The 22,553-nt window shown below is 59.5% G+C and carries 22 protein-coding genes; 15 read left to right on the forward strand and 7 right to left on the reverse strand.

Annotated elements, in window-relative coordinates; genetic code table 11:
• Positions 1-294: 294 nt before the first annotated feature.
• From pnuC to fapF, 8 genes are all read left to right on the forward strand, one after another.
• Positions 295-858 (forward strand): nicotinamide riboside transporter PnuC, encoded by a 564-nt coding sequence (gene pnuC / locus AAEZ10_RS14880; protein ID WP_073474506.1) that lies wholly within the window; start codon positions 295-297, stop codon positions 856-858.
• A complete protein-coding gene (locus tag AAEZ10_RS14885; RefSeq protein WP_350569820.1) occupies positions 855-1,379 on the forward strand; it encodes an AAA family ATPase in 525 nt (174 codons plus the stop codon). Before pnuC ends, AAEZ10_RS14885 begins: the two co-directional genes overlap by 4 nt.
• 322 nt (positions 1,380-1,701) lie before the next feature.
• Complete coding sequence (gene fapA / locus AAEZ10_RS14890; protein WP_073474511.1) at positions 1,702-2,151, forward strand: functional amyloid chaperone FapA; 450 nt, start codon at positions 1,702-1,704, stop codon at positions 2,149-2,151.
• A 1-nt stretch (position 2,152) separates the two neighbouring features.
• Positions 2,153-2,725 (forward strand): fibril amyloid subunit FapB, encoded by a 573-nt coding sequence (gene fapB, locus AAEZ10_RS14895; protein ID WP_122601745.1) that lies wholly within the window; start codon positions 2,153-2,155, stop codon positions 2,723-2,725.
• Between the two features lie 73 nt (positions 2,726-2,798).
• Positions 2,799-3,800, forward strand: a complete 1,002-nt coding sequence (fapC, locus tag AAEZ10_RS14900) for an amyloid-like fimbrin subunit FapC (protein WP_122507319.1) — start codon at positions 2,799-2,801, stop codon at positions 3,798-3,800.
• Between the two features lie 66 nt (positions 3,801-3,866).
• Positions 3,867-4,547, forward strand: coding sequence for a fibril amyloid maturation endopeptidase FapD (gene fapD, locus AAEZ10_RS14905; RefSeq protein ID WP_024012915.1), 681 nt, complete (start codon positions 3,867-3,869; stop codon positions 4,545-4,547).
• A gap of 43 nt (positions 4,548-4,590) precedes the next feature.
• Positions 4,591-5,337: a fibril amyloid subunit FapE gene (gene fapE / locus AAEZ10_RS14910; RefSeq protein ID WP_073474520.1), complete on the forward strand. Its 747-nt coding sequence runs from the start codon at positions 4,591-4,593 to the stop codon at positions 5,335-5,337.
• A 45-nt stretch (positions 5,338-5,382) separates the two neighbouring features.
• A complete protein-coding gene (gene fapF / locus AAEZ10_RS14915; protein ID WP_041479694.1) occupies positions 5,383-6,699 on the forward strand; it encodes a fibril amyloid transporter FapF in 1,317 nt (438 codons plus the stop codon).
• Positions 6,700-6,784: 85 nt separating this feature from the next.
• Here fapF and AAEZ10_RS14920 read toward each other — a convergent pair whose 3' ends face one another.
• The gene (locus AAEZ10_RS14920) at positions 6,785-8,110 is read right to left on the reverse strand and encodes a sigma-54 dependent transcriptional regulator (RefSeq protein ID WP_130929904.1); all 1,326 of its coding nucleotides are present in this window, start codon (positions 8,108-8,110) and stop codon (positions 6,785-6,787) included.
• Positions 8,111-8,634: 524 nt separating this feature from the next.
• Here AAEZ10_RS14920 and AAEZ10_RS14925 point away from each other — a divergent pair.
• From AAEZ10_RS14925 to nhaB, 3 genes are all read left to right on the forward strand, one after another.
• Positions 8,635-8,901: a hypothetical protein gene (locus tag AAEZ10_RS14925; RefSeq protein ID WP_016774677.1), complete on the forward strand. Its 267-nt coding sequence runs from the start codon at positions 8,635-8,637 to the stop codon at positions 8,899-8,901.
• 264 nt (positions 8,902-9,165) lie between these two features.
• A complete protein-coding gene (locus AAEZ10_RS14930; protein WP_110645246.1) occupies positions 9,166-10,455 on the forward strand; it encodes an NHL repeat-containing protein in 1,290 nt (429 codons plus the stop codon).
• Positions 10,456-10,543: 88 nt separating this feature from the next.
• Positions 10,544-12,046 carry a sodium/proton antiporter NhaB gene (gene nhaB / locus AAEZ10_RS14935; protein WP_024012907.1) on the forward strand — a complete coding sequence of 501 codons (1,503 nt, stop codon included), beginning with the start codon at positions 10,544-10,546 and terminating at the stop codon, positions 12,044-12,046.
• Between the two features lie 126 nt (positions 12,047-12,172).
• Here nhaB and AAEZ10_RS14940 read toward each other — a convergent pair whose 3' ends face one another.
• Genes AAEZ10_RS14940 through gnd form a run of 3 tightly spaced genes read right to left on the reverse strand, consistent with a single transcriptional unit; the run spans position 12,173 to position 15,491 of the window.
• The gene (locus tag AAEZ10_RS14940; RefSeq protein WP_073474531.1) at positions 12,173-12,994 is read right to left on the reverse strand and encodes a Cof-type HAD-IIB family hydrolase; all 822 of its coding nucleotides are present in this window, start codon (positions 12,992-12,994) and stop codon (positions 12,173-12,175) included.
• Positions 12,991-14,514 (reverse strand): glucose-6-phosphate dehydrogenase, encoded by a 1,524-nt coding sequence (zwf, locus tag AAEZ10_RS14945; RefSeq protein ID WP_071172391.1) that lies wholly within the window; start codon positions 14,512-14,514, stop codon positions 12,991-12,993. Before zwf ends, AAEZ10_RS14940 begins: the two co-directional genes overlap by 4 nt.
• The gene (gene gnd / locus AAEZ10_RS14950) at positions 14,511-15,491 is read right to left on the reverse strand and encodes a phosphogluconate dehydrogenase (NAD(+)-dependent, decarboxylating) (protein ID WP_016774672.1); all 981 of its coding nucleotides are present in this window, start codon (positions 15,489-15,491) and stop codon (positions 14,511-14,513) included. The genes zwf and gnd overlap by 4 nt, the downstream gene beginning before the upstream one ends.
• A 275-nt stretch (positions 15,492-15,766) precedes the next feature.
• On the opposite strand from gnd, the gene AAEZ10_RS14955 reads away from it, so the two are divergent.
• The 3 genes from AAEZ10_RS14955 to AAEZ10_RS14965 all read left to right on the forward strand — a co-directional run bounded on the left by AAEZ10_RS14955 (position 15,767) and on the right by AAEZ10_RS14965 (position 18,289).
• Entirely contained in the window at positions 15,767-15,949 is a 183-nt protein-coding gene (locus AAEZ10_RS14955) for a DUF6026 family protein (protein ID WP_016774671.1), read from the forward strand.
• Between the two features lie 211 nt (positions 15,950-16,160).
• A complete protein-coding gene (locus AAEZ10_RS14960; RefSeq protein ID WP_350569827.1) occupies positions 16,161-17,903 on the forward strand; it encodes a phosphoethanolamine transferase CptA in 1,743 nt (580 codons plus the stop codon).
• A 176-nt stretch (positions 17,904-18,079) separates the two neighbouring features.
• On the forward strand, positions 18,080-18,289 hold the full coding sequence (locus tag AAEZ10_RS14965) for a hypothetical protein (RefSeq protein ID WP_350569829.1): 210 nt from the start codon (positions 18,080-18,082) through the stop codon (positions 18,287-18,289).
• A 116-nt stretch (positions 18,290-18,405) separates the two neighbouring features.
• On the opposite strand, the gene AAEZ10_RS14970 is transcribed toward AAEZ10_RS14965, so the two are convergent.
• From AAEZ10_RS14970 to zapE, 3 genes are all read right to left on the reverse strand, one after another.
• Positions 18,406-18,903 (reverse strand): GNAT family N-acetyltransferase, encoded by a 498-nt coding sequence (locus AAEZ10_RS14970; RefSeq protein WP_016774668.1) that lies wholly within the window; start codon positions 18,901-18,903, stop codon positions 18,406-18,408.
• A gap of 114 nt (positions 18,904-19,017) precedes the next feature.
• Positions 19,018-19,599: a DinB family protein gene (locus AAEZ10_RS14975; protein ID WP_130929899.1), complete on the reverse strand. Its 582-nt coding sequence runs from the start codon at positions 19,597-19,599 to the stop codon at positions 19,018-19,020.
• A 17-nt stretch (positions 19,600-19,616) separates the two neighbouring features.
• Positions 19,617-20,735, reverse strand: coding sequence for a cell division protein ZapE (gene zapE / locus AAEZ10_RS14980; RefSeq protein WP_350569832.1), 1,119 nt, complete (start codon positions 20,733-20,735; stop codon positions 19,617-19,619).
• Positions 20,736-21,024: 289 nt separating this feature from the next.
• Here zapE and AAEZ10_RS14985 point away from each other — a divergent pair, with 289 nt between their 5' ends.
• Positions 21,025-22,491 (forward strand): nucleobase:cation symporter-2 family protein, encoded by a 1,467-nt coding sequence (locus AAEZ10_RS14985; RefSeq protein ID WP_110645241.1) that lies wholly within the window; start codon positions 21,025-21,027, stop codon positions 22,489-22,491.
• Positions 22,492-22,553 lie beyond the last annotated feature (62 nt).

A 22,553-nucleotide genomic window follows, 5' to 3' on the forward strand; every position in this document is an offset into this window, starting at 1 on the left:
TCATTGCGCTTTTCATGATCTGCGTTCGACGCGATATTCCAGGTCAGCGTACCTCGACCAAACAACGCGGTCAGTTCCCTCTCCCTCCGGGAGAGGGTTAGGGTGAGGGGCTTTTGATCGCAGATCACTGCGCTTTTCATGATCTGCGTTCGACGCGATATTCCAGGTCGGCGTACCACGACCAAACAACGCGATCAGTTCCCTCTCCCTCTGGGAGAGGGTTAGGGTGAGGGGCTTTTGACCTGACTAATGCAGTACAATCCGCCCCCTTCTCAACTCCCCCAAGGATCCGCCATGTCCGGGCTTGAACTGTTTGCCGCTGCCCTCGGTGTCATCGCCGTGTGGCTGACGGTCAAGCAGAATCCGTGGTGCTGGCCGATCGGGCTGGTCATGGTGTTGCTCTACAGCTGGATCTTCTTTGAGGTGAAGCTGTATTCGGACATGTTGCTGCAAGTGATCTATGCCGCGCTGCAAATCTACGGCTGGTGGCAATGGACCCGCGCCGGGACGCTGCATGACGGTCGCCAGGTTACCCGCCTCGATGCACGCTCGATTCTGCTAGGCCTCAGCGTCGGGGCGATCGGCAGCCTGTCGCTGGGCGCGGCGATGGCGCACTGGACCGACGCCGCACAGCCGTGGCTCGATGCCGCGCTCACCGGTTTCAGTCTGGTGGCGCAACTGTGGATGGCGCAAAAACGCCTGCAATGCTGGGCGTTGTGGTTCGTCCTCGATGTGATCTTTGTCGGCCTGTTCATCTATAAAGGCCTCTATCTGACTGCTGGCCTGTATGCGCTGTTTACCTTGCTCGCGGTGCAAGGCTGGCGGGAATGGCGTGCCGATCCGGCGTTGCGCACATGAAAGTCGTTGTTCTCACCGGCCCGGAATCCACCGGCAAGAGTTGGCTGGCGGCAGGCCTTGAGCAGCGTTTCGGCGGCGTGCGCGTTGATGAATATGTTCGGCGGTTCATCGAAAACAACCCGCGCGACACTTGCCTCGCGGATATCCCTGATATCGCCAGGGGCCAGTTGCAATGGGAAGATCAGGCGCGCGCGAAACAACCCGAACTGCTGATTCTCGACACCCATCTGCTCAGCAACATCCTCTGGAGCCAGACCCTGTTCGGCGATTGCCCGAACTGGCTGGAAAAAGAACTGCTCACGCGCCATTACGACCTGCACCTGCTGCTGTCGCCGCAACAAGTCGACTGGGCCGAAGACGGCCAGCGCTGCCAACCGGATCTTGCGGATCGCATGGCCTTTTTCGAAGCCACCCGCGCCTGGTTGATTGAGCATCAACAGCCATTGCAAGTTATCGAGGGCAATTGGGCCGAGCGGCATGCCCAGGCCTTTGCCGCGGTCGAGCTTTTGCTGTCCAGCTGAGCCGCCTTGGGACGAAACTGTCCGTTTTTGAAACACTCCTCACCGCGCAAAGCCCCCGTCCAAACGCTGTTCATCACTCCGTCACGTCACCTGTTACGCCGATGAAACACATCGGCGCAAACCCTTGTTCCAGAGCTTTCCAACGTCAAGCATCGTTCAAGCGCCCCTGCATGTGTCTCAGCGCTGAAACAGTGCCCGCACTGAGCAATTCTCAAAAACACCTAACCCATTGAAATAACGCGACAATTCAAAACCGGCACAGCTTTCGCTCTCTTCTTCACAACGCTGAATAACCCAGCCCACTGAAGAAGGAATTGCAGCCGTGGGGAATTTCAATAAAAGCCTGACCTGCCTCCTGCTGATCGGATCAGCCGCCAGCGCATTGATCAGTGCCAGCGCCCAGGCCGAAGGCAATGGAGTGATCGTCCTCAACCGCGACGTTCAACCCATCGCGATCGGTCGCAATGGCGGCAAAGACCCCTATCCGACCACGGTCAACGCCAACCCTTCGGCGCGGATCAACCAGACCCTCAGCAGTACCGAACTCACTGACGGTGATTTCGCCAGTGTCGCCAGCGGCTCATCGATTCGCGGCAACATGACCACGCCCAGCTCCAACCTGCCCGGCATGAACACCCTGACCAACCAGAACGGCCTGCCCGGTATGCGCACTGGCAGCGGCGGTGGTTCTGGCGCCTCGATCTCCAACACGGTCAACCGGGCGATGAGCACCGGCCTGGCGCCTCTGACTCGCATGGCCGGAGGCCAATGACATGAATCGCACCCTGCTGCTTCTCGCCCTGCTCGGCTGCACCAGCGCCATGGCCGATTCGGCTTCAGTGAACAAGGCCAATATTCAGGATTCCGGCGCGCAGTATCGCGGCAACTTCAACGTCAACCAGGCCGCCGGTGACCAGATGCAACAAGCCAACACCAAGGCGATTGCCATCGGCACCGAAGCCCATGCCACCACCAACGTCAGGCAGACCATCGACACGCCCGCCAGCCGCGCCATCGACGCGAGCGCCAACATTGGCGGCAACTCTTTCAGCAATGGCAACGGCATCCTCGGTGTGAACCAGGGCGCCGGTGCCAACAATCAAATGGCCAACGTTACGCGCGTCAGCATCAGTGCCGGCCCGCAGAGCGTTGACGACAGCGCCCTTTCACAACAGAACGTGGCGTTTTTACCGAGCTCAGGAGCAACTGGTACCTCAATCGGCAGTCGCCAGGTCACGACAAGTGATCAGGCCTTCACCGGCAGCCGAGGGGTAATCCAGGTGAACCAGAGTGCCGGGGTGGGGAACCGAATGGCTAACACCCTGAGCATCCGGGTCGCAGACTGACCCAAACAAAAAGCAGTGCAATTAGAAAAGTCCCAACACTTAACCAACTAATAAGCACGACGGAGAAACAACCATGAAACCTACAATGGCTCTCAAACCACTGGTTTTCGCACTCGCAGCAGTGATGGCAATGGCAGCACAGGCTGGCGGCCGTGGTGACAATGATCATGGTAACGGGCACGGCAATGGACATGGCAACGGTCACGGCCAGCCACAAGGTCCGAATCTTGAACAACTGCTGCAAATCACCGCAGGCGCCGGCGCCGCTGTACTCGACGCACAAAACAGCGACGGCAACGTGGTAAAAAACCAGGGCACCCTGAACAACGCCAATGCCAGCGACTCGCTCAACGGCTCCAACGGCAACATGGGCGCCAACGTCGCCGCCGGCGACGGCAACCAGCAGGACAACGCTGCTGCGCTGGCCACCGCTGACGAAAGCTTCATCTTCGGCAATGCTGTTGCCGCTTCGAGCGCGACTCAGGTGAACAACAACAACTACGTGAAAAACTCGTCCACCTTCAACAACGCCACGCTCAGCAATGCAGGCAACAATGGTTCCGGCAACATCGGCATCAACGTGAGCTCGGGCAACTTCAACCAACAGAAAAACAACCTCGCCATCGCCGTTTCCGGTGGTCGTGTAGCGCAGGCCGCTGCCTCTGCCAACCAGTCCTCGACTGGCCTGGTCGTGGAAAACAAAGGCGTGCAGGCTTACAAAACCGACACCCTCACCGGTACTTATGCAGCCGCTGGCGTGTTCAAAGCCAAAGGCACTGCGACCATCGAAGACGACAACGACCATGGCGGTTGGGGCAACCGTGGCGGCGGCCACGGCGGCAACGATGATCAGAAAGCCAAGTTCGAAGCCGTGGGCAGTTTTGGCCTCGCTGGCGTCACCACCCAACAAGTGTTGACCAAAGATGGCTGGAAAACTCCAGTCGTCAACAACGCCAACATGACCAACTCGATGAACAACTTCTCCGGCAACGGCGGAGCCAACGTCTCGGCGGGTGTAGGCAACCAACAAAGCAACTCGCTGTCCATCGCCGCAGGTTGCAAAGCCTGCATGTAATCGCGATCGAAACGAAAGCCCCGGCAACGGGGCTTTTTTCCCAGGTTCCACAAGGCGTATTCGATTATGCGGACTCCTGCCCTCCTCGCTCTGCTTTGTCTGTGCGGCCTGACTCAGGCGGCTCAGATGCCGGTCGCTGCCCTGCCGGGTGGCGTGCTGGTCTACAAGGACGTGCAAAGCATTCGTGAGCGCAAGTTTGCCGACATCGTCGAACAGAAAACCGATTTCAGCTGCGGCGCTGCTGCACTGGCAACGGTCCTGCGCCAGGCTTATTGGCTCGACGTCGATGAGGAGCACATCATCAAAGGCATGCTGGTCAACGCTGACCAGGACCTGGTGCGAACCCAGGGTTTCTCCATGCTCGACATGAAGCGCTACGTAGAAAGCATCGGCATGCGCGCCCGTGGCTACCGGATCCCGCCCGAGAAACTCGAAGCGGTGACGATTCCGGTGGTGGTTCTGATGGACATTCGTGGCTACAAGCATTTTGTCGTCTTGCAGCGCTCGGACAAGGATTGGGTCTACATCGGTGACCCGGTTCTCGGCCACAAGCGCTACAAGCACGACGACTTTGTCAAAGGTTGGAACGGCATTGTCTTTGCCATCGTCGGCCCCGGTTACGACAAGGCCAATGCCTTGCGCAGCCCTCCCGTGCCGCTGACGGCGAAGAACTCGCTGGACAGTTTCAACCCGGTCAAAGATGCGGAATTGATGGATTTCGGGTTCATTCAGAGCGACTTCTTTTAATCGCCGAGTTAGAGAATGGGACTGGATGTCCCGGGAGCAGCAGATGAAAAGCTCATACTGGCTGGCCGCCGCCTGCCTGGCAGCGAGTGCGTCAGGTTTAGCCCATGCCGGATTCAAACCCATCGAAATCAAGGACCAGGAGCTCGCCGAGCTGCGCGGTCGTTACGTCATGCCGGGGCGGATCATCAGCTTCGGCATTGTCATGAGCAGCACCTGGCGCAACGCCAGCGGCGACTTGATCGGGGCCGCGACCTCGATGCAGATCCAGGCTGCAACCGTCAAACCGGAATTCTATGTCTCGACCATCAAGGAGTCGGGCAACGGCAGCACCCCCACCTTGGGCACCGGCACTGTCATCGGCGGCGCCGGCCTCAACAGTAGCCAGGGCGTTACGCAGAGTGTGCGCGCGGCGGGCGATGGCAATACCGCCAACAACAACGTCGCGATCAACGTCAGCGAAGCCAGTCAGGCCCCGGCACTGGTGCCGTCGCAGGGCCAGGCCCTCATCGCCGGGCAGACCATCAGCGGCAGCAACGGCGCCGGCAGTGTCGCGGTTTCGGCCAATGGCGGTGGCGTGCAAATGGCCATTCAGGCCAGCGGCAATCAAGGCACAGCACTGCAACAAGTCGCCCAGGGCGGGCTGCTGCAGAACACCCGTTTGCTGGGCAGCGCCAACGTGGTCAACAACCTTACGCAACTCAACGTCGTACTGAACAATAACGGCAGAAGCGCCGGTGCACTGGATTGCAACCTGACCCAACTCGGGGCCCTACGCAATATCGGATATTGAACTACGCTGAGTCTCGATCATTGGGCTTAAAGGGACGGCTTATTCATGTATCGATCAGTATCACTGCGTGCCGCAGTGTGTTTGAGTACCCTTCTCCCGGCGGCAATGCTGCAAGCAGCACCCGACGCCGATGTAGAAGCCCTGAAACGGGAACTTCTGGAACTGAGACAACGATACGAACAACAACAACAAGCGCTGGCGGTACTTGAACAACGGGTCCGCCAAGTAGAAGAAACACCCGCGGCCCCACCGCCAAAACGGCTGGCCAAATCGCCGTCCGACATGAAAGGCAATCGCGTCGCCGCCGGAGCCGCCACAGGCACCGGCGCGGCCGCTGCATCGGGAGGCGCCGCCGGGGGCAGTGGCGCTTCCTACGGTCAATCGCTGGCCGATGATTCACAACCGGCGCAGAGCGTTTCCAACCTGTATGACGAAGCCAGTGGTTTCTTTGGCGGCGGCAAGTTCAGCGTGGAAACCGGCCTGACCTATTCGCGCTACGACACCCGCCAGTTGATCCTCAACGGTTTCCTTGCGCTGGATTCGATCTTCCTGGGCAACATCAACCTCGACCGGATCAAGGCCGACACCTGGACCCTGGACCTCACCGGCCGCTACAACTTCGATAACCGCTGGCAGTTCGACCTGAACGTGCCGGTGATCTATCGCGAGTCGACGTATCAATCCGGCGGCGGCAACGAGGGCGCGGCTGGCGTAACAACCGAAGAAACCGTGACCAAGGATCCAACCATCGGCGACGTCAACTTCGGTATCGCCTACAAGTTCCTCGACGAGTCGGTCAACACCCCGGACGCCGTCGTCACCTTGCGCGTCAAGGCGCCGACCGGCAAAGACCCGTTCGGCATCAAACTGCGCCAGACCGACGCCAACTCCAACCTGTTCGTCCCCGACACCCTGCCCACCGGCAACGGCGTCTGGTCGATCACACCGGGTATCTCGCTGGTCAAGACGTTCGACCCGGCGGTGCTGTTCGGCAGCCTCTCCTACACCCACAACCTCGAGGAGTCGTTTGACGACATCAGCTCTACGGTCAATCAGAAAAACCCGGGCAAGGTTAAGATTGGCGACAGCTTCCAGATCGGCGCCGGCATCGCCTTCGCGCTTAACGAGAAGATGAGTATGTCGTTCTCGGTCTCCGACCTGGTGCAACGCAAGAGCAAGCTGAAACAGGACGGCGGCGATTGGGAATCGGTGGTTTCCAGTGACGCGAACGCTGGTTACTTCAACGTCGGCATGACGATTGCGGCGACCGACAACCTGACGATCGTGCCGAACTTGTCGATTGGTATGACGGATGATGCGCCGGACTTTTCGTTCAGCCTGAAATTCCCGTATTACTTCTAAAAGCAAAAGATCGCAGCCTTTGGCAGTGCCTACATTGTTCCATGTAGGCGCTACCGAAGGCTGCGATCCTTTGATCTTCAGCTAATTAACGAATCTGATGTTTATGCAACAACCGATAAAAAGTAGGCCGCGAAACCCCTAAAACTTTCGCGGCCACACTCAAATTATCACTGTGCCGATTCAACACATCACACAACGCCTGCCGTTCCGCCCTGGTCTTGTAATCCTCCAGCGTGCCCATCGGCGTTGCGACAGAGTGCTGACTGATCAACCCCAAATCCCGCGCCTCGATCTGCCGTCCCTCCGCCAGCACCAGCCCCCGCCGTACCCGGTTCGCCAGCTCGCGCACGTTACCCGGCCAGTCATGCTTGCCCATGGCAATCAATGCATCTTCGCTGAAGCTGCGTGGCCGGCGCCCGGTTTCGTGGCTGTAGAAGTGCGAAAAATGGTTGGCCAGCATCGACAGATCGCCATGGCGCTCGCGTAGCGGTGCGGTGACCACTTGCAGGACGTTTAGCCGGTAATACAGGTCTTCACGAAAGCGCTTCTTCTCGATTGCTGCTTCCAGGTCAACGTGGGTTGCTGCCAGCACGCGCACATCCACCGGTATCGGCTGACTGCCGCCAACCCGCTCGATGTGCTTCTCCTGGAGAAAGCGCAGCAGATTGGCCTGCAATTCCAGCGGCAGGTCGCCGATTTCATCGAGGAACAACGTGCCGCCATTGGCCGCTTCGATGCGTCCGACCTTGCGCTGGTGTGCGCCGGTGAACGCGCCTTTCTCGTGGCCGAACAATTCTGACTGGATCAAATGCTCTGGGATCGCCCCGCAGTTGATCGCTACAAACGGTTTGTTGTGACGCTGGGATTGTCGATGCAGGGTGCGCGCGACCAGCTCTTTGCCGGTGCCACTTTCGCCGCGAATCAGCACGGGCGATTCGGTCGGGGCGAGTTTGCTCAGCAGTTTGCGCAGTTCGCGGATCGGTTTGCTGTCGCCGAGCAGTTCGTGCTCCGGTTGATCGACATGAATCGTGCCCTGCCCGCGCAGGCGCGCCATGCCGAAGGCGCGGCCGAGGGTGACCTGTACGCGGGAGACATCGAAGGGCAAGGTGTGGAAGTCGAAGAACCATTCACAAACGAAATCGCCGACGTTCTGTAAGCGCAGGACTTCCTGATTGAGCACGGCAATCCATTCGGTGCCGCTGCGGCTGATCAGTTCTTTGACCGCTTCTGGACGTTCCAGGTGGTAAGGCTGCAAGCGCAGCAGGCCGACGTCACAGGCGCGGGATGCGGCGTTTTCCAGATTACAACTGTCGACATCCCAGCCTATGGCGCGCAATCCGGGCAACAGGCGATAGCAGTCGTCACACGGATCGACCACCAGTAAACGTCTCGACGCAGGCGCTTCGCTCATGACTGTTCCTTGGCGCCAAATTTGATAAATGATCGTAAAAACAGTCATTTGGCAGACCCGGTTGTAACACTAGCAAGATTTTGACGGCGGCTTGTACCGATTGCTTATAGGGCAGGTATTAAAAGAGTTATAAGAAAGTTGGTTGTTAGTTAGCTATCGACTATTTGCGGTGAGTCAAAGAGCGGCCCCTCAACCTAGCCCCTCTCCCAAGGGAGAGGGAACTGACCGAGGTGTTTACGCGAGGTACGCCGATCCGAAAGACCAAGCCGAACTCGAGTTTGAAAAGCCCACAAATCGGCTCCCTCTCCTCGGGGAGAGGGCTGGGGTGAGGGGTGAATTCAGCGCGGTGTTGGGACGGGTGCAGGATTAACGAAACGAACTTACGTTATGTAAAGAACCTGAAATTTCTTTGTTGCAAGTGTGACCCGCCCCCCGGTTGCGTGCATCAGTACAAGTAACCCGCCGCACGGTAAGCCCAACCGACGGCACATCACTTGATTGGGCGCCAATAGAGAGAAGACCCCATGACTGCCCCGCTGCGTATCAACGAAGCACTTTTGATTGCCAACCACGCGTTCAAGCCTTTCCAGTGCGTGGCCTGGGCGCCACAAGACGGCAATGGCGAACTGAGCCTGACCGTCGTCGACCGCACCAACTCCCACATCGGTCGCAAACAGATCCCGAGCAGCGCCTACTCTGACCCGGCGCAACTCGAACAACTGCTGCAGCAGGCCCGCGCCGAGCTGAGCGAAGACGGCCACAAGTTGCAATCCTGGTCGATGCCACACTGATAACCGAACAAGGGCGGATGACGTTAAAGTCATCCGCCCTTGTTGTGTGCGTAGCCGAACAATTAACGTAGTTGCAGTGCCGTTTCATCCAAAGTACTTGGCTCGCTTGCGAGTGGTTCAACAAGACACTGTTCTGGCACAGTGCGACCGTCCTTCTGTTAGTACACCCAGTTGTACTTATCGCGTTTCGGGGATTGAATGTTTCGCTCGTGCAGTCAGCCGCCCAACCACTGGGTATCGGCTCAGGCACAAGGAGACGCGTGCATGTCCACCCTGAGCCCTTATGCGCTGCCTACTGCATGGACCGCCCCCGGTTCGCTCGACCCGGCATTCGCCATTGGCGGTGTTGCGCAGGTGTACTTTGCCGGCAGTTTGTCCAGCCAGACTCAACATGTCACGCTCGATGCACAGGGTCGGATTCTGGTCGCGGCCAAGGTCGGTACATCCAAGGGAAGCCGTTTTGGCCTGGCGCGGCTGCTGGCCGATGGGTCGGCGGATTTGTCGTTCGGCATTCAGGGCAGCGTGATCGGCAGCTTTGTCGAGGGTTTCGAAGCCAAGGCCGGCAAGGTTCAGGTGTTAGCCGACGGCAAGATTCTGCTGGCCGGCCTGCATTATGAAGATACCCGACGCACCCTGCCCGCCCTCGCCCTGTTCGATGCCAACGGCCAGCCAGACCGATTCTTCGGCGATGACGGTTTCCAGGTGGTGCGGCTGCCCGGCGAGCTGTCCATGGGCACCCGCGACAACTGGTTGCCGCCGGGCGTGCCGGGCGTCGAAGCCTGTGACTTTGTGGTGCAGGAAGACGGCCGTATTCTGCTGATCGCCAACCATCATTTCAGCCTTGCCGACCACGCCGGCATATTGATCCGCCTGCAACCCGATGGATTTCTCGACGAATCATTCAACGGACGCGGATTTGTAGTGGTCCGCCACCTGCTGCTCAATACTTGGCTGAGTACGCTGCTGTTGAAGAAGGATGGGCGCGTCGTGGTCGCAGGCTCCATCGACTTTCCTCAGCAAGGCCTGCTGGCGGTGTACCGGCCCGATGGCAGCCTGGATGAGCGCTTCGCCGTCGATGGCTTCATGGCCTTCAAGGCCCACGGCAATAGCGCTCAGGTCAGCCAGATCATTGAATCCGACGACAGGCTTTATTGCTTCGGCAGCAGCCGCGATCCAATCCGCTGTTTGACGTTTGTCCTGCACGCCAACGGTCGACCGGATCTGCACTGTCATCATGGCCAACCACAGGTGGTGGACATCGGTCCCAGCGGATGCCAATGGAACGCCGCCCGGTTGATGAGCGATGGCCGCATCGTTGCCGTGGGCGCGACCATCGGCGGGGTTGAAGCCGACTTCATGGTCGCCCGTTATCAAGCTGACGGCAGTCTCGATCCAGCGTTCGGCCAGGGCCACGGTTGGTTGCGCACGCGACTGGGGCGAAGTCTCGATACAGCCAATTCTCTGGCCGTACAAACTGACGGCGCAATTGTGGTTGGTGGCTATTCGCTGGATGGCAACTACCGGGCAATGGTTGCGCGTTATCTGAACCCATAGAGCATTCAACAGGATCGAGATTATCGGCGACTTGATCTTCCTTGAAACATCCGGCAACTTTCGCGCTTCTAAATAAAAGGAGCAGCCGATGTCCGGTTCAATCGCCCAGGCGTTCGCGCACAACTTCCTCGGGCAATCGCCACGCTGGTACAAGGCGACCATCGTCGGTTTTCTCATTCTCAACGCCGTGGTGCTATTCACCATCGGCCCGGTCGCCGCAGGCTGGTTGCTGGTGATCGAATTCATCTTCACCCTGGCCATGGCGCTCAAGTGTTATCCGTTGATGCCCGGCGGCCTGCTGTTGATTGAAGCGTTGCTGTTGAAGATGACCACGCCGCAAGCGCTTTACGATGAGTTGCTGCACAACTTTCCGGTGATCCTGCTGCTGATGTTCATGGTTGCCGGCATCTACTTCATGAAAGATCTGCTGCTGTTTCTCTTCTCGCGGCTGCTGTTGGGCGTGCGCTCGAAAGCGATTCTGGCGCTGATGTTCTGCTTCCTGTCGGCATTTCTTTCGGCGTTTCTTGATGCGTTGACCGTGACGGCGGTGATCATCAGTGCGGCTGTCGGCTTCTACTCGGTGTATCACCGGGTCGCGTCGGGCAACGATCCACGTAAGGACAGCGAATTCGGTGACGATGAGCATTTACCGTCGCGACACCATGAGGACCTGAATCAATTCCGCGCTTTCCTGCGCAGCCTGTTGATGCACGGCGCGGTCGGCACAGCGCTCGGTGGCGTCTGCACCTTGGTCGGTGAGCCGCAGAACCTGTTGATCGGCCATGAGATGGGCTGGCATTTCGGCGAGTTCTTCCAGAAAGTTGCCCCGGTGTCGCTGCCGGTACTGGTGGCGGGTCTGGTTACTTGCGTGCTGCTGGAGAAGTTGCGCTGGTTCGGATACGGCACGCTGCTGCCGGACAACGTCCGCGCTGTGTTGGCTGACTACGCTGCCGAGGACAACGCCAAACGCACGCCCCGTCAGACGGCGGCGCTGCTGGTGCAAGGCGCGGCGGCGCTGATTCTGATTGGTTGCCTGGCGTTTCACCTGGCTGAAGTCGGCCTGATCGGTTTGATGGTGATTGTGTTGATCACTGCGTTTACCGGGATCACCGACGAGCATCGCCTGGGCAGCGCGTTCAAGGACGCCATGCCGTTTACCGCGCTGCTGGTGGTGTTTTTTGCCGTGGTGGCGGTCATTCATGATCAGCAACTGTTCGCCCCGCTGATCCAGTGGGTTCTGGCGTTGCCGATGGATCAACAGCCGGGCATGTTGTTCATCGCCAACGGTCTGCTCTCGGCGATCAGCGACAACGTGTTTGTCGCGACCATTTACATCACTGAAGTGAAACAGGCTTTTCTTGCCGGGCACATGACTCGCGAGCACTTCGAAACGTTGGCGATTGCGATCAACACCGGCACCAACCTGCCGAGTGTGGCGACACCGAATGGTCAGGCAGCGTTTCTGTTCCTGCTGACCTCGGCGATCGCGCCGCTGGTACGTTTGTCGTACGGGCGCATGGTATGGATGGCAGTGCCGTATACCGTGGTGATGGGACTGCTGGGCTGGTATGCGGTGAGCTATTGGCTATAACGACTAGCGATGTGTAGGAGCTGCCGAAGGCTGCGATCTTTTGATTGGGACGCAGAGCGTCCCGGGCTGCATTCCCACGCAGAGCGTGGGAACGATCAAACACCGCAAAACCCATGTAGGAGTGGGTCAGTGCGGGAGGATGTATTTCTCGATCGCCAGGACCACGCCGTCTTCAGTGTTTGGCGCTGTAACGACATCAGCCTGGTGCTTCACCGCCTCTTCCGCCTGACCCATGGCAATCGACAAGCCGGCGCATTTGAACATCGCCGGGTCGTTGCCGCCGTCGCCGATGACAGCGGTTTGCTCCAGCGGCACGCCGAGGTATTCGGCAATGGTTGTCAGCGCGGTGCCTTTGTTAGCCTCAAGCGCGGTGACGTCGAGATACACCGGCTGCGAGCGCGACACTTGCGCCATGCCGTTGACCTTGGGCAACAGCTGCGCCTCCAGCTCAATCAGCAACTCAGTGTTGTTGCTGGTGGCAACGATCTTGTCGATGCGCTCCAGATACGGTTCGAAACTCTCGACCACCACCGGCGGATAGCCGAGGCCGCTCTGCTCACGAGGGACCATCGGCCCGTGCGGGTCCTTGAGCAGCCAGTCGCCGCCGCTGAACACCCAGATTTCCACCTCAGGCTGATCGGCAAACAGTGCCAGAGCAATCAGCGCGGTCGTCGCCGGCAGATAATGCGCGGCCAACAGTGTGCCGTCCGGTTTGACGATGGTGCCGCCATTGAACGCCGCTGTCGGCAGATCAACGCCCAGCGCCTCGATCTGCTGCAACATGGCTTTCGGCGGGCGGCCGCTGGCGAGGCTGAACAGCACGCCGGCCTCGCGCAATGAACGCACGGCGTCGATGGTGCGCTGGTTCAGCGTGTGATCAGGCAGCAACAGTGTGCCGTCCATGTCGCTGAGCAGAAAACGTATCGGTTGTTTCGACAAATCACTCATCCCAAGCTGTGCCAGACGCGACCGTCGCGAGTCAGCAGATCTTCGGCGGCTTGCGGGCCATCTTCGCCGGCCGCATACGTCTCGACGCTCGCATCCTGCTGCCAGGCATCAAGGAAAGGCTGCACCGCTCGCCAACCGTTCTCAATGTTGTCGGCACGCTGGAACAGCGTCTGATCGCCGGTCAGGCAGTCGTAGATCAAGGTTTCGTAGCCAGTCGACGGCTGCATCTCGAAGAAATCCTTATACGCAAAACCCAGCTCGATATTAGCCATGTTCAGCGCCGGCCCCGGGCGCTTGGCCAGCAGGTCGAACCACATGCCTTCGTTTGGCTGGATCTGTATACGCAGGTAAGTCGGCTGCAACTCGTCGACTTCGGTGTCGCGGAACTGTGCGTACGGCGCCGGTTTGAAACAGATGACGATCTCGGTGTCGCGCACGCTCATGCGCTTGCCGGTGCGCAGATAGAACGGCACGCCGACCCAGCGCCAGTTGTCGATCATCACCTTGAGCGCCACGTAGGTTTCCGTGGTGCTGTCGGGCGACACGTTGGCTTCTTCGCGATAACCCTTCAACGGCTGGCCATCGCGCTCGCCGGCGCTGTACTGGCCGCGCACCGAGTTGGCCCGGGCTTCTTCCGTCGACCAGGGACGAATCGCCCCGACCACTTTGGCCTTCTCGCCGCGCACCGCGTCAGCGCCGAAAGCAGCCGGCGGTTCCATGGCGACCATGGCCAGCAACTGGAACAGGTGATTGGGCACCATGTCGCGCAGTGCGCCGGTGTGTTCGTAAAAACTGCCACGGGTTTCCACGCCGACGGTTTCCGCCGCAGTGATCTGCACGTGGTCGATGTAATGGTTGTTCCAGAACGCTTCGAACAGGCTGTTGGAGAACCGGCTGACCAGGATGTTCTGCACGGTTTCCTTGCCCAGATAGTGATCGATCCGGTAGATCTGCTTTTCGCTCATGACCTTGAGCAGGCAAGCGTTCAAGGCTTCGGCAGTGTGCAGATCGGAGCCGAACGGCTTCTCGATCACCACCCTTCGGAACGCTTCGGGCGTTTCTTCAAGCAAACCGGCGCTGCCGAGACGGCGCACCACTTCACTGAAGAAACGCGGCGCGGTGGCCAGGTAGAACACCGCATTGCCGGTGCCGCTGTCGGCGATTTTCGCCGCCAGGGCTGAATAAGTGCTGTCGTCGAGGAAATCGCCCTGGACGTAGCTGATGCCTTTGGCGAGCTTGGCCCACAAGGCCGGATCAAGCATCTGATCGCCCTTGCCGACCTTCGCCGCCACTTCGGTACGGATGAAGTCTTCGAGCTTTTGCGCGAAGGCTTCATCGGTAATGGCGTTGTGATCAACGCCGACGATCCGCAGATTCTCGTCGAGCAGGCCGTCGCGACTGAGGTTGTACAGCGCCGGCATGAGCAAGCGCTTGACCAGGTCGCCGTGGGCACCGAACAGGAACAGCGTGGTCGGTGGTGCGGGTTCTGCCTTGGATTTTCTGCGGATCGTACGGGTCATTTCTTGGCAATCTCCACGTGGCCGCCGAAGCCGAAGCGTTGTGCCGACAGGATTTTGTCACCGAAGGTGCCCTGCCCGCGCGAGCGGTAACGGGAGAAAAGCGAATTGGACAGCACCGGTACCGGCACCGCTTGCTCCATGGCCGCCTCGATGGTCCATTGGCCTTCGCCACTGTCGGCGACCGAGCCGGAGAAGCCGTCAAGCTTCGGATCGCTGGCCAGCGCATCGGCAGTCAGGTCCAGCAGCCACGACGAAACCACGCTGCCACGACGCCAGACTTCAGCGATATCAGCCACGTTCAGATCAAATCGCTGATCTTCCGGCAGGCGTTCGCTGGATTTGGTCTTGAGAATGTCGAAGCCCTCGGCGAACGCGGCCATCATGCCGTACTCGATGCCGTTGTGGATCATCTTCACGAAGTGCCCGGCACCGGCGGGACCGGCGTGGATGTAGCCGTGCTCGGCACGGTGGTCATCGGACTTGCGATCCTTGGTGCGCGGGATGTCGCCCATGCCCGGCGCCAGTGCGGCGAACAGCGGATCCAGACGTTTGACCGTCTCGGCGTCGCCGCCAATCATCATGCAATAGCCGCGTTCCAGGCCCCAGACGCCGCCGGAGGTGCCGACGTCGATGTAGTGCAGGCCCTTCTCGTTCAGCGTCTTTGCGCGACGAATGTCGTCCTTGTAGTTGGTATTGCCGCCGTCGATGATGGTATCGCCGGGCTCAAGCAGTTCGCTCAGGGTGTTGATGGTGTCTTCGGTCGGTGCGCCCGCCGGCAGCATGACCCAGACCGCGCGCGGCTTGTCGAGGCCGGCGACCAGCGCTGGCAAGTCGGCGACGCCGGTGGAGCCCTCGGCGACCAGGTTATCGATGAAAGCGGTATTGCGGTCGTAAACAACGGTGGTGTGCCCGTTGAGCATCAGACGTCGCGCAATATTGCCGCCCATGCGGCCCAGTCCAATAATCCCGAGTTGCATGTGCTGATGCTCCTTACTACAAATAAATGTGTGTCATTGGTTATAGCCCAACGCGACTGATGGAGGTTAGTCCAGAGCGTTGCGATGAAGTTTCCGGGCATTGTGCCCGATCCAGAGTGATAACGCCCCGAATCCTGCCGAAGACACACCGACCATGAAAAATAAAAAAGTTCCCTTCCAGGGCAAAAGAAATCAAAATTGGCGCCGATAGTAAGTCAAGCGCCTCAAAACGAGGAGTGACTTACAGTTGATGCACGCCATTTGCGAGGTGAGCAATGGGCACAGTACACACAGCAATGCCGCCACAAACCCTCTACGTTACGATCCGTCGCGATGAATTGCGCCAGTTGAAAGACGAGCGCGACCAGTTGAAGCACGAATTGGCGCAATTGCGCGCATTGACCCAAGGCTCGCAGCCGCAGCCGCGTCCGGTTGTGCAGCGCGCACCCCACGCCTGATCCCCGCCTGCTTCGGGAACGGCCCCCGTCGTTCCCGACACGTTGCACCTCTGACCGCCTGATACTCATCAAATGCGGCGCTTAACAAATCTTTCACAAGCCCTTGGGGATACTCCGCCCCATTCTGGCCGTGCCTGCGCGCACGGCCTCTGTTCGTCGGTGTCATGGAAGCGTTTCCGGCGTGGGTCTGATGATTGAGCTGGAGCGCTGAATGGCATTGTTCAAACGCAGCAAAACGACTGCGGCCGGTTTCGACTGGGCCGGATTCATCTGGCTGTTCGTCTTCTTCTGGTATTTCTCGGGTATTACCCAACTGCTGATCCAGCTGACCGGCACGTCCGGCTTCACCGGATTTCGTCAGGCATTCGTGATGAGCGCGCTGTGGCTGGCGCCGATGCTGCTGTTCCCCAAACAGACTCGCCTGCTCGCGGCGATGATCGGTGTGGTGCTGTGGGCCTGCTCGATGGCCAGCCTCGGTTACTTCTTCATTTATCAGCAGGAATTCTCGCAGAGCGTCATCTTCATCATGTTCGAGTCGAACGTGTCGGAAGCCGGCGAGTACATGACCCAGTATTTCGCCTGGTGGATGATCCCCGCGTTCCTCGCCCATACCGCGTTTGCCTACTTTCTGTGGACGCGCCTGCGTCCGGTGTACATGCCCCGTGGACGCGCAATGGTTGCCGCGACCGCGATCGTGATCGCCGTGGCCGGTTATCCGCTGATCAAACAAACCATGCGCATGGGCAATTTCGCTGAAGGCTTCGAGAAATTCGAAACCCGCATCGAGCCTGCCGTGCCGTGGCAGATGGCTGTGGCCTATCACCGGTATCTGGAAACGCTGGGGGACATGCAAGGCATGCTCGACAGTGCCAGCAAGATCCCGCCGCTGAAAAACCTCAAGGACGCCTCGGCCGGGCAACCGGCGACTTTGGTGCTGGTGATCGGCGAATCGACCAACCGTCAGCGCATGAGCCTCTACGGATACCCGCGCAACACCACGCCGGAACTGGACAAGCTCAAGGATCAACTGGCGGTTTTCGACAACGTCATCACCCCGCGCCCTTACACCATCGAAGCGCTGCAGCAAGTGCTGACCTTCGCCGATGAGCAGAACCCGGATCTGTACCTGTCGACGCCATCGCTGGTCAGCGTGATGAAACAGGCCGGTTACAAGACCTTCTGGATCACCAACCAGCAGACCATGACCAAGCGCAACACCATGCTCACGACCTTCTCCGAACAGGCTGACGAGCAGGTGTACCTGAACAACAACCGCAACCAGAACTCGGCGCAATACGATGGCGACGTCATCGAGCCGTTCAACAAGGCGCTGGCCGATGCCGCGCCGCGCAAGCTGATCGTCGTGCATCTGCTCGGCACGCACATGAGCTATCAGTACCGTTATCCGCCGACGTTCGACAAGTTCAAGGATCGCCAAGGCGTTCCGGCTGGCGTGCGTGACGATCAGGTACCGACTTACAACAGCTATGACAATGCCGTGCTGTACAACGACTTCGTGGTCTCGAGCCTGATCAAGGACTACGCCAAAACCGACCCGAATGGCTTCCTGCTGTACCTTTCCGACCACGGTGAGGATGTCTTCGACTCCGCCGGCCACGGCACGCTGGGCCGCAACGAAAACAAACCGACCGCGCCGATGTACACCATCCCGTTCATGGCCTGGGCCTCGCCGAAGTGGAAGGAAAACCATGACTGGAACTTCGCCGGCGACCTCAGCCGCCCGTACAGCAGCTCGCAGCTCATTCATACCTGGGCGGACTTGGCCGGGTTGAGCTCCGATGAACTGGATCGCAGTAAAAGCCTGGTCAGCGACAGCTTCGTACCGCGCAAGCTGCTGATTGGCGACCCGTACCAGGCACCGCGGCGGGCGTTGATTGACTTCAGTTTGATGAAGCCAAAGCACCCGGATCCGGCGGAAGTAGCGCAGAAGTAAAACGACAAAGGGCCGAGAAGGCCCTTTTTTGTGCCTATCGACCGCATTGTTTCTGTAATACGCCGCAATATTTGCGCTGAACCAGCGTTAACCCATTGTTAATGGCCGCGACGCAGACTTCTTTCGCGGTCTGCTTCACGGACGAACCGACTCCCACTTGTTCAGTAGGAGGCACCATGAAAACCACTACCTTCACTCTCACCACCCTGCTCGCCCTCGGCTCCACCAGCGCCTTCGCTGAAGGCGGTGCCGAACGCATGCGTTATTACTACGACAATTTCCCGGTCCAGCACGCGCAAAGCGAGCAGAACACCGACGCCAGCGCGAAAGAAATTCGCGTCCCTGCTGACCAGACGGCGCAGGTGACCGAGTCTTATCGCGACTGAGCTTCACCGAGCAACCGATGGACCTTCCGTGGCTCCGCTCTGGCCCGGGAGATGACAGTTCAGGCGCCCTGATCGGGGCGCCTTTTTTTATGTTGGTGATTTGCGGTGAGGCGCCTTCAGGCCTGCAAGTCCTTTATCCAGAACAGCATCCGCCCGTGATCCGGATTGAACATCCCCGGTGCAAAGCCGAATTTGCGATACGAACCCTGCGCCACCGCATTGCCTTCCAGCACTTCCAGGGTGATCTTGCAGCAACCGCGCTGACGGGCGATTTCTTCTACCTTCTGCAGCATTTTCTGACTGAGCCCCAAGCCGCGAAATTTGCCGACCACGGCGACGTCGTGGACGTTGACCAGTGGTTTACAGGCGAATGTCGAGAAGCCTTCGAAACAGTTGACCAGCCCGGCCGGTTCGCCGCCGACGAAGGCCAGCACGCTGAAGGCATGCGGGCGGCGGGCGAGTTCTTCGGGCAGGCGTTGCAGCAGTTCGGGCGCGATCGGATGACCGCCGCCCATGGGATCTTCGGCGTAGTGGTTGAGCACGATGCCGATGGCTTCGGCGTGCACCGGATTGGTGTAGCTGGCCTGAAGAACGAGTATTTCTGCGGAATCCATTTCCATCCCCGATAAGCAAAAAGCCCCGGCGCGCAAGGTGCTAGCTGGAAGGCTTTTGGACATTAGCTTGGGTGAGGTGGAGTGAGCAACTTGAAAAGCTGCGATCTTTCGCGGTCAGTGGCCCCAGATAAGCTCTTCAGTCCAGCCCAGTTCGGCGAAGTCTTCGGCGCGCAATGCGCTTTCGCCGACACAGAAAAATTCATCCAGTTGCGGTGGCTTCACCGTCGTGCCGCTGAGCATGGCGTGCACTTGGCCGCGATGATGGATCTGGTGTTCGAACAGGTGCGAAAGCATGCGCAGGCGGCTGTCATGTTGCGGTTCGTCGCGAGCGATAGTGACGATTCTTGGCAGATCGGCATCGCGCAGTTGCTCGCAATAGGCGATCAGCCGGCGATCGACGCGGGCCTGCTCTGCACGCAGCGCCGCAGCCTCAGTAAACGGCTCGTCTGCATTGAAGAAAACATAGCAATCCGGGTGCGGCTCGTCCCCGCGCAATTCACGCTCCAGCGCGTCGACGTAGAACCAATCGCAAGTGAGGATGTGATTAAGCGTGAGGCGGATGCCGGGGAAGAAGCTCACCCGTAGCTCCGCCAGTTCAGTGGCATCGAGCTGGGTCCAGGCCTTGGCCAGACGATGATTGGCCCAGGCATTCTGGTAGGCCATGGTCAGCAAATGATGGGACAGCGGTTGACTCATGTCGGTGCCCTCTTCTTTCAGGCTTCAGCGAAGCGCTGCAATTGCATCTCCTGCAAACGGCTGAGGGTGCGGCGGAACGGGAATTCCAGATAACCCTCGGTGTACAGCGCATCCATTGGCACGCGTGCTTCTACATAGAGCGGCACTTTGCGGTCGTAGCATTCGTCGACCAGCGCGATAAAGCGGCGAACGCCGTCGTCATGCACCGACAACTGCGGCAACTCGCGATCACCGGCCACTACGCGCTCAGCGCCATCTTCGGTACCGCGTGCAATACGTCCTTCGCGTTTTTGTGCGCTGAGGTTCGGTACTTCGCTCAACAGAATAGCCCGGTAGCGATCGCACAGGGCAATGAAGTCCATGGCGGCGAAAGGTTGCTCGCACAAATCGCTGTAGCGGCACCACAGCACGGATTCGCTGGCTTGCACCACGTTGAGTGTGCGATGGCCCACGGCGACGGGTTCCTCGCTGACAGTCTCATCTGCAGCCTGCGATTTGAACACGGCCTCCAGTGCGCTCGGTAAATCATCCGCGCGAACAAAATAACGCTGCTCGATTGCCCCCGGATGCAAGCGATGATCCTCGGCGCCATTCACCGCCACTACGGTCATGTGTGCCTTGATCGCCGCAATCGCCGGCGTGAAACGGTCGCGGTTGAAGCCGTCGGCGTATAGATCATCGGGCGGCAGATTGGAGGTGCAGACGATCACCACACCTTCATCGAACATCACCTGAAACAGCCGGCCGAGAATGATCGCGTCGCCGATGTCATTGACGAACAGCTCATCGAAACAAAGCACGCGCACTTCGGCGGCCAGCTCTTTGGCCAAGGCGCGCAACGGATCGGCGATGCCACTGAGTTGGAACGAACGCTGATGCACCCAGCCCATGAAGTGATGAAAGTGTTGACGCCGCGCTGGCACCCGCAGGCTCTGATAGAACTGATCCATCAGCCAGGTCTTGCCGCGCCCGACCGGCCCCCACAGGTACACGCCGCCGACCGAGCGGGCGCCGGCGTGCAAGGCTTCATGGCATTTTTGCAAGGCCCAGACCGCGTGCTCCTGGGCTTCATCCTGGATGAATCCCTTGTGGTCGACTGCGTATTGCCAGGCACTGAGGGGGGAGTCGAAAGTCATGCGCGGGAGTATGCCACGGGCGCTTTTCCATTGCTGGTCGAGGCACGCTTGATCATTCCCGCGCTCTGCGTGGGGATGCCTCAAGGGACGCTCCGCGTTCCAGCTCTGGAAGGGACGCGGAGCGTCCCGGGCTGCATTCCCATGCGGAGCATGGGAACGATCAGAACAAGGGAGAGGCAGTAAAACCTGACCTTTCAGGCAGTTATTGCTCGTTGCCCTCGCCGCCCTCTTCCGGCATTCTGCGCACCCATTTTCTGACCCGGCCCCGCCTTGCGGCGCGCACCTCATCATGACCGCCTCTGACAAAACCCCGCGCAACAACGACCTGATCTACGGCCTCAACGACCGTCCGCACCTGACCGCCACGGTGTTCGCCGCGTTGCAACACGTGCTGGCGAGTTTCGTCGGCATCATCACCCCGACCCTGATCATGGGCGGCGCCCTCGGTCTGCACAGTGAAATCCCCTACCTGATCAGCATGGCGCTGTTCGTCTCCGGCCTTGGCACCTTTGTCCAGGCCAAGCGATTCGGCCCGGTGGGTTCCGGTCTGCTCTGCCTGCAAGGCACCAGTTTTTCCTTCATCAGCGTGATTCTCAGCGCCGGGTTCATGGTCAAGGCGCGTGGCGGTGGCACTGACGAGATCCTCTCGACGATCTTCGGCGTGTGCTTCTTCGCCGCGTTCATCGAAGTGGTGCTCAGCCAGTTCATCGGCAAACTGCGCATGCTGATCACGCCGGTGGTGACCGGCACGATTATCACGCTGATGGGCTTGTCGCTGATCAAAGTGGCGATGACCGACATCGCTGGCGGCTTCGGCGCCCCTGACCTGGGCGCGGCCAGTCACGTATTTCTGGCGGCGCTGGTGATCGGCACCATCGTTGTGCTGAACCGTGTCGACGTGCCGTTTCTGCGTCTGGGCGCGATCGTCATTGGCCTGACCCTCGGCTACGTAGTGGCATGGCTGATGGGCACGGTGGACTTCGCTTCGATGCCCGAGGTGCCGCTGGTCAGCGTGCCGGTGCCGTTCAAGTACGGTTTCAACTTCGATTGGGTGGCGTTCGTGCCGGTGGCAGTGATTTTCCTCGTGTCGCCGCTGGAAGCGGCCGGTGACCTGACCGCCAACTCGATGATCTCGCGGCAACCGGTGAAAGGCCCGCTGTACATCCGTCGCATCAAATCCGGCCTGCTCGCCGATGGTCTCAACTCGGCCATGGCGGCAGTGTTCAACAGCATGCCGATGGTGACCTTCGCGCAGAACAACGGCGTGATCCAGTTGACCGGTGTGGCCAGCCGCTACGTAGCGTTTTTCATCGCCGGGCTGCTGGTGTTGCTCGGTTTGTTCCCGATGATCGGCGCGGTGCTGCAATTGATGCCGAAACCGGTGCTGGGCGGCGCTGAACTGGTGATGTTCGGCACCGTCGCCGTGGCCGGAATCAAGATCCTCGCCGAAGCCGGCCTGCATCGACGCAACATGCTGATCGTGGCGATTTCGCTGGGCATGGGCCTGGGCATCGCGGCGGTGCCGGAAGTCCTGCGCGAACTGCCGCAAGCGCTGCGCAACATCTTCGAATCGCCAATCACTGTCGGTGCGTTGTGCGCTATCGTGCTGAACATCTTCCTGCCGGAAGAATTCATCGAGCTGGAAGAAGATGATTTCGACCCGGAAGCGTCGATTCTGCAGGTCATGGAAAACCCCGACGTCACCGCCAAAGGTGAACCCGGCCAAGCGGCGGCTGTCGCACAGTTGAACCGCTGACGTCGCGCCTTGGCAAAAAGGACTGCACCGGCAACGGTTCAGCCCTTTTTTGTCGAGAGATT

The organism is Pseudomonas sp. H26/SER47-MNA-CIBAN-0231 (genome assembly GCF_040310465.1).
Taxonomy (GTDB): domain Bacteria; phylum Pseudomonadota; class Gammaproteobacteria; order Pseudomonadales; family Pseudomonadaceae; genus Aquipseudomonas; species Aquipseudomonas atacamensis.

Bases quoted from the DNA above. Each gene is read 5' to 3' on its own strand.
- pnuC (WP_073474506.1), top strand. From the start codon at position 295: ATGTCCGGGCTTGAACTGTTTGCCGCTGCCCTCGGTGTCATCGCCGTG.
- AAEZ10_RS14885 (WP_350569820.1), top strand. From the start codon at position 855: ATGAAAGTCGTTGTTCTCACCGGCCCGGAATCCACCGGCAAGAGTTGG.
- fapB (WP_122601745.1), top strand. From the start codon at position 2,153: ATGAATCGCACCCTGCTGCTTCTCGCCCTGCTCGGCTGCACCAGCGCC.
- fapC (WP_122507319.1), top strand. From the start codon at position 2,799: ATGAAACCTACAATGGCTCTCAAACCACTGGTTTTCGCACTCGCAGCA.
- fapD (WP_024012915.1), top strand. From the start codon at position 3,867: ATGCGGACTCCTGCCCTCCTCGCTCTGCTTTGTCTGTGCGGCCTGACT.
- fapE (WP_073474520.1), top strand. From the start codon at position 4,591: ATGAAAAGCTCATACTGGCTGGCCGCCGCCTGCCTGGCAGCGAGTGCG.
- fapF (WP_041479694.1), top strand. From the start codon at position 5,383: ATGTATCGATCAGTATCACTGCGTGCCGCAGTGTGTTTGAGTACCCTT.
- AAEZ10_RS14920 (WP_130929904.1), bottom strand. From the start codon at position 8,110: ATGAGCGAAGCGCCTGCGTCGAGACGTTTACTGGTGGTCGATCCGTGT.
- AAEZ10_RS14925 (WP_016774677.1), top strand. From the start codon at position 8,635: ATGACTGCCCCGCTGCGTATCAACGAAGCACTTTTGATTGCCAACCAC.
- AAEZ10_RS14930 (WP_110645246.1), top strand. From the start codon at position 9,166: ATGTCCACCCTGAGCCCTTATGCGCTGCCTACTGCATGGACCGCCCCC.
- nhaB (WP_024012907.1), top strand. From the start codon at position 10,544: ATGTCCGGTTCAATCGCCCAGGCGTTCGCGCACAACTTCCTCGGGCAA.
- AAEZ10_RS14940 (WP_073474531.1), bottom strand. From the start codon at position 12,994: ATGAGTGATTTGTCGAAACAACCGATACGTTTTCTGCTCAGCGACATG.
- zwf (WP_071172391.1), bottom strand. From the start codon at position 14,514: ATGACCCGTACGATCCGCAGAAAATCCAAGGCAGAACCCGCACCACCG.
- gnd (WP_016774672.1), bottom strand. From the start codon at position 15,491: ATGCAACTCGGGATTATTGGACTGGGCCGCATGGGCGGCAATATTGCG.
- AAEZ10_RS14955 (WP_016774671.1), top strand. From the start codon at position 15,767: ATGGGCACAGTACACACAGCAATGCCGCCACAAACCCTCTACGTTACG.
- AAEZ10_RS14960 (WP_350569827.1), top strand. From the start codon at position 16,161: ATGGCATTGTTCAAACGCAGCAAAACGACTGCGGCCGGTTTCGACTGG.
- AAEZ10_RS14965 (WP_350569829.1), top strand. From the start codon at position 18,080: ATGAAAACCACTACCTTCACTCTCACCACCCTGCTCGCCCTCGGCTCC.
- AAEZ10_RS14970 (WP_016774668.1), bottom strand. From the start codon at position 18,903: ATGGATTCCGCAGAAATACTCGTTCTTCAGGCCAGCTACACCAATCCG.
- AAEZ10_RS14975 (WP_130929899.1), bottom strand. From the start codon at position 19,599: ATGAGTCAACCGCTGTCCCATCATTTGCTGACCATGGCCTACCAGAAT.
- zapE (WP_350569832.1), bottom strand. From the start codon at position 20,735: ATGACTTTCGACTCCCCCCTCAGTGCCTGGCAATACGCAGTCGACCAC.
- AAEZ10_RS14985 (WP_110645241.1), top strand. From the start codon at position 21,025: ATGACCGCCTCTGACAAAACCCCGCGCAACAACGACCTGATCTACGGC.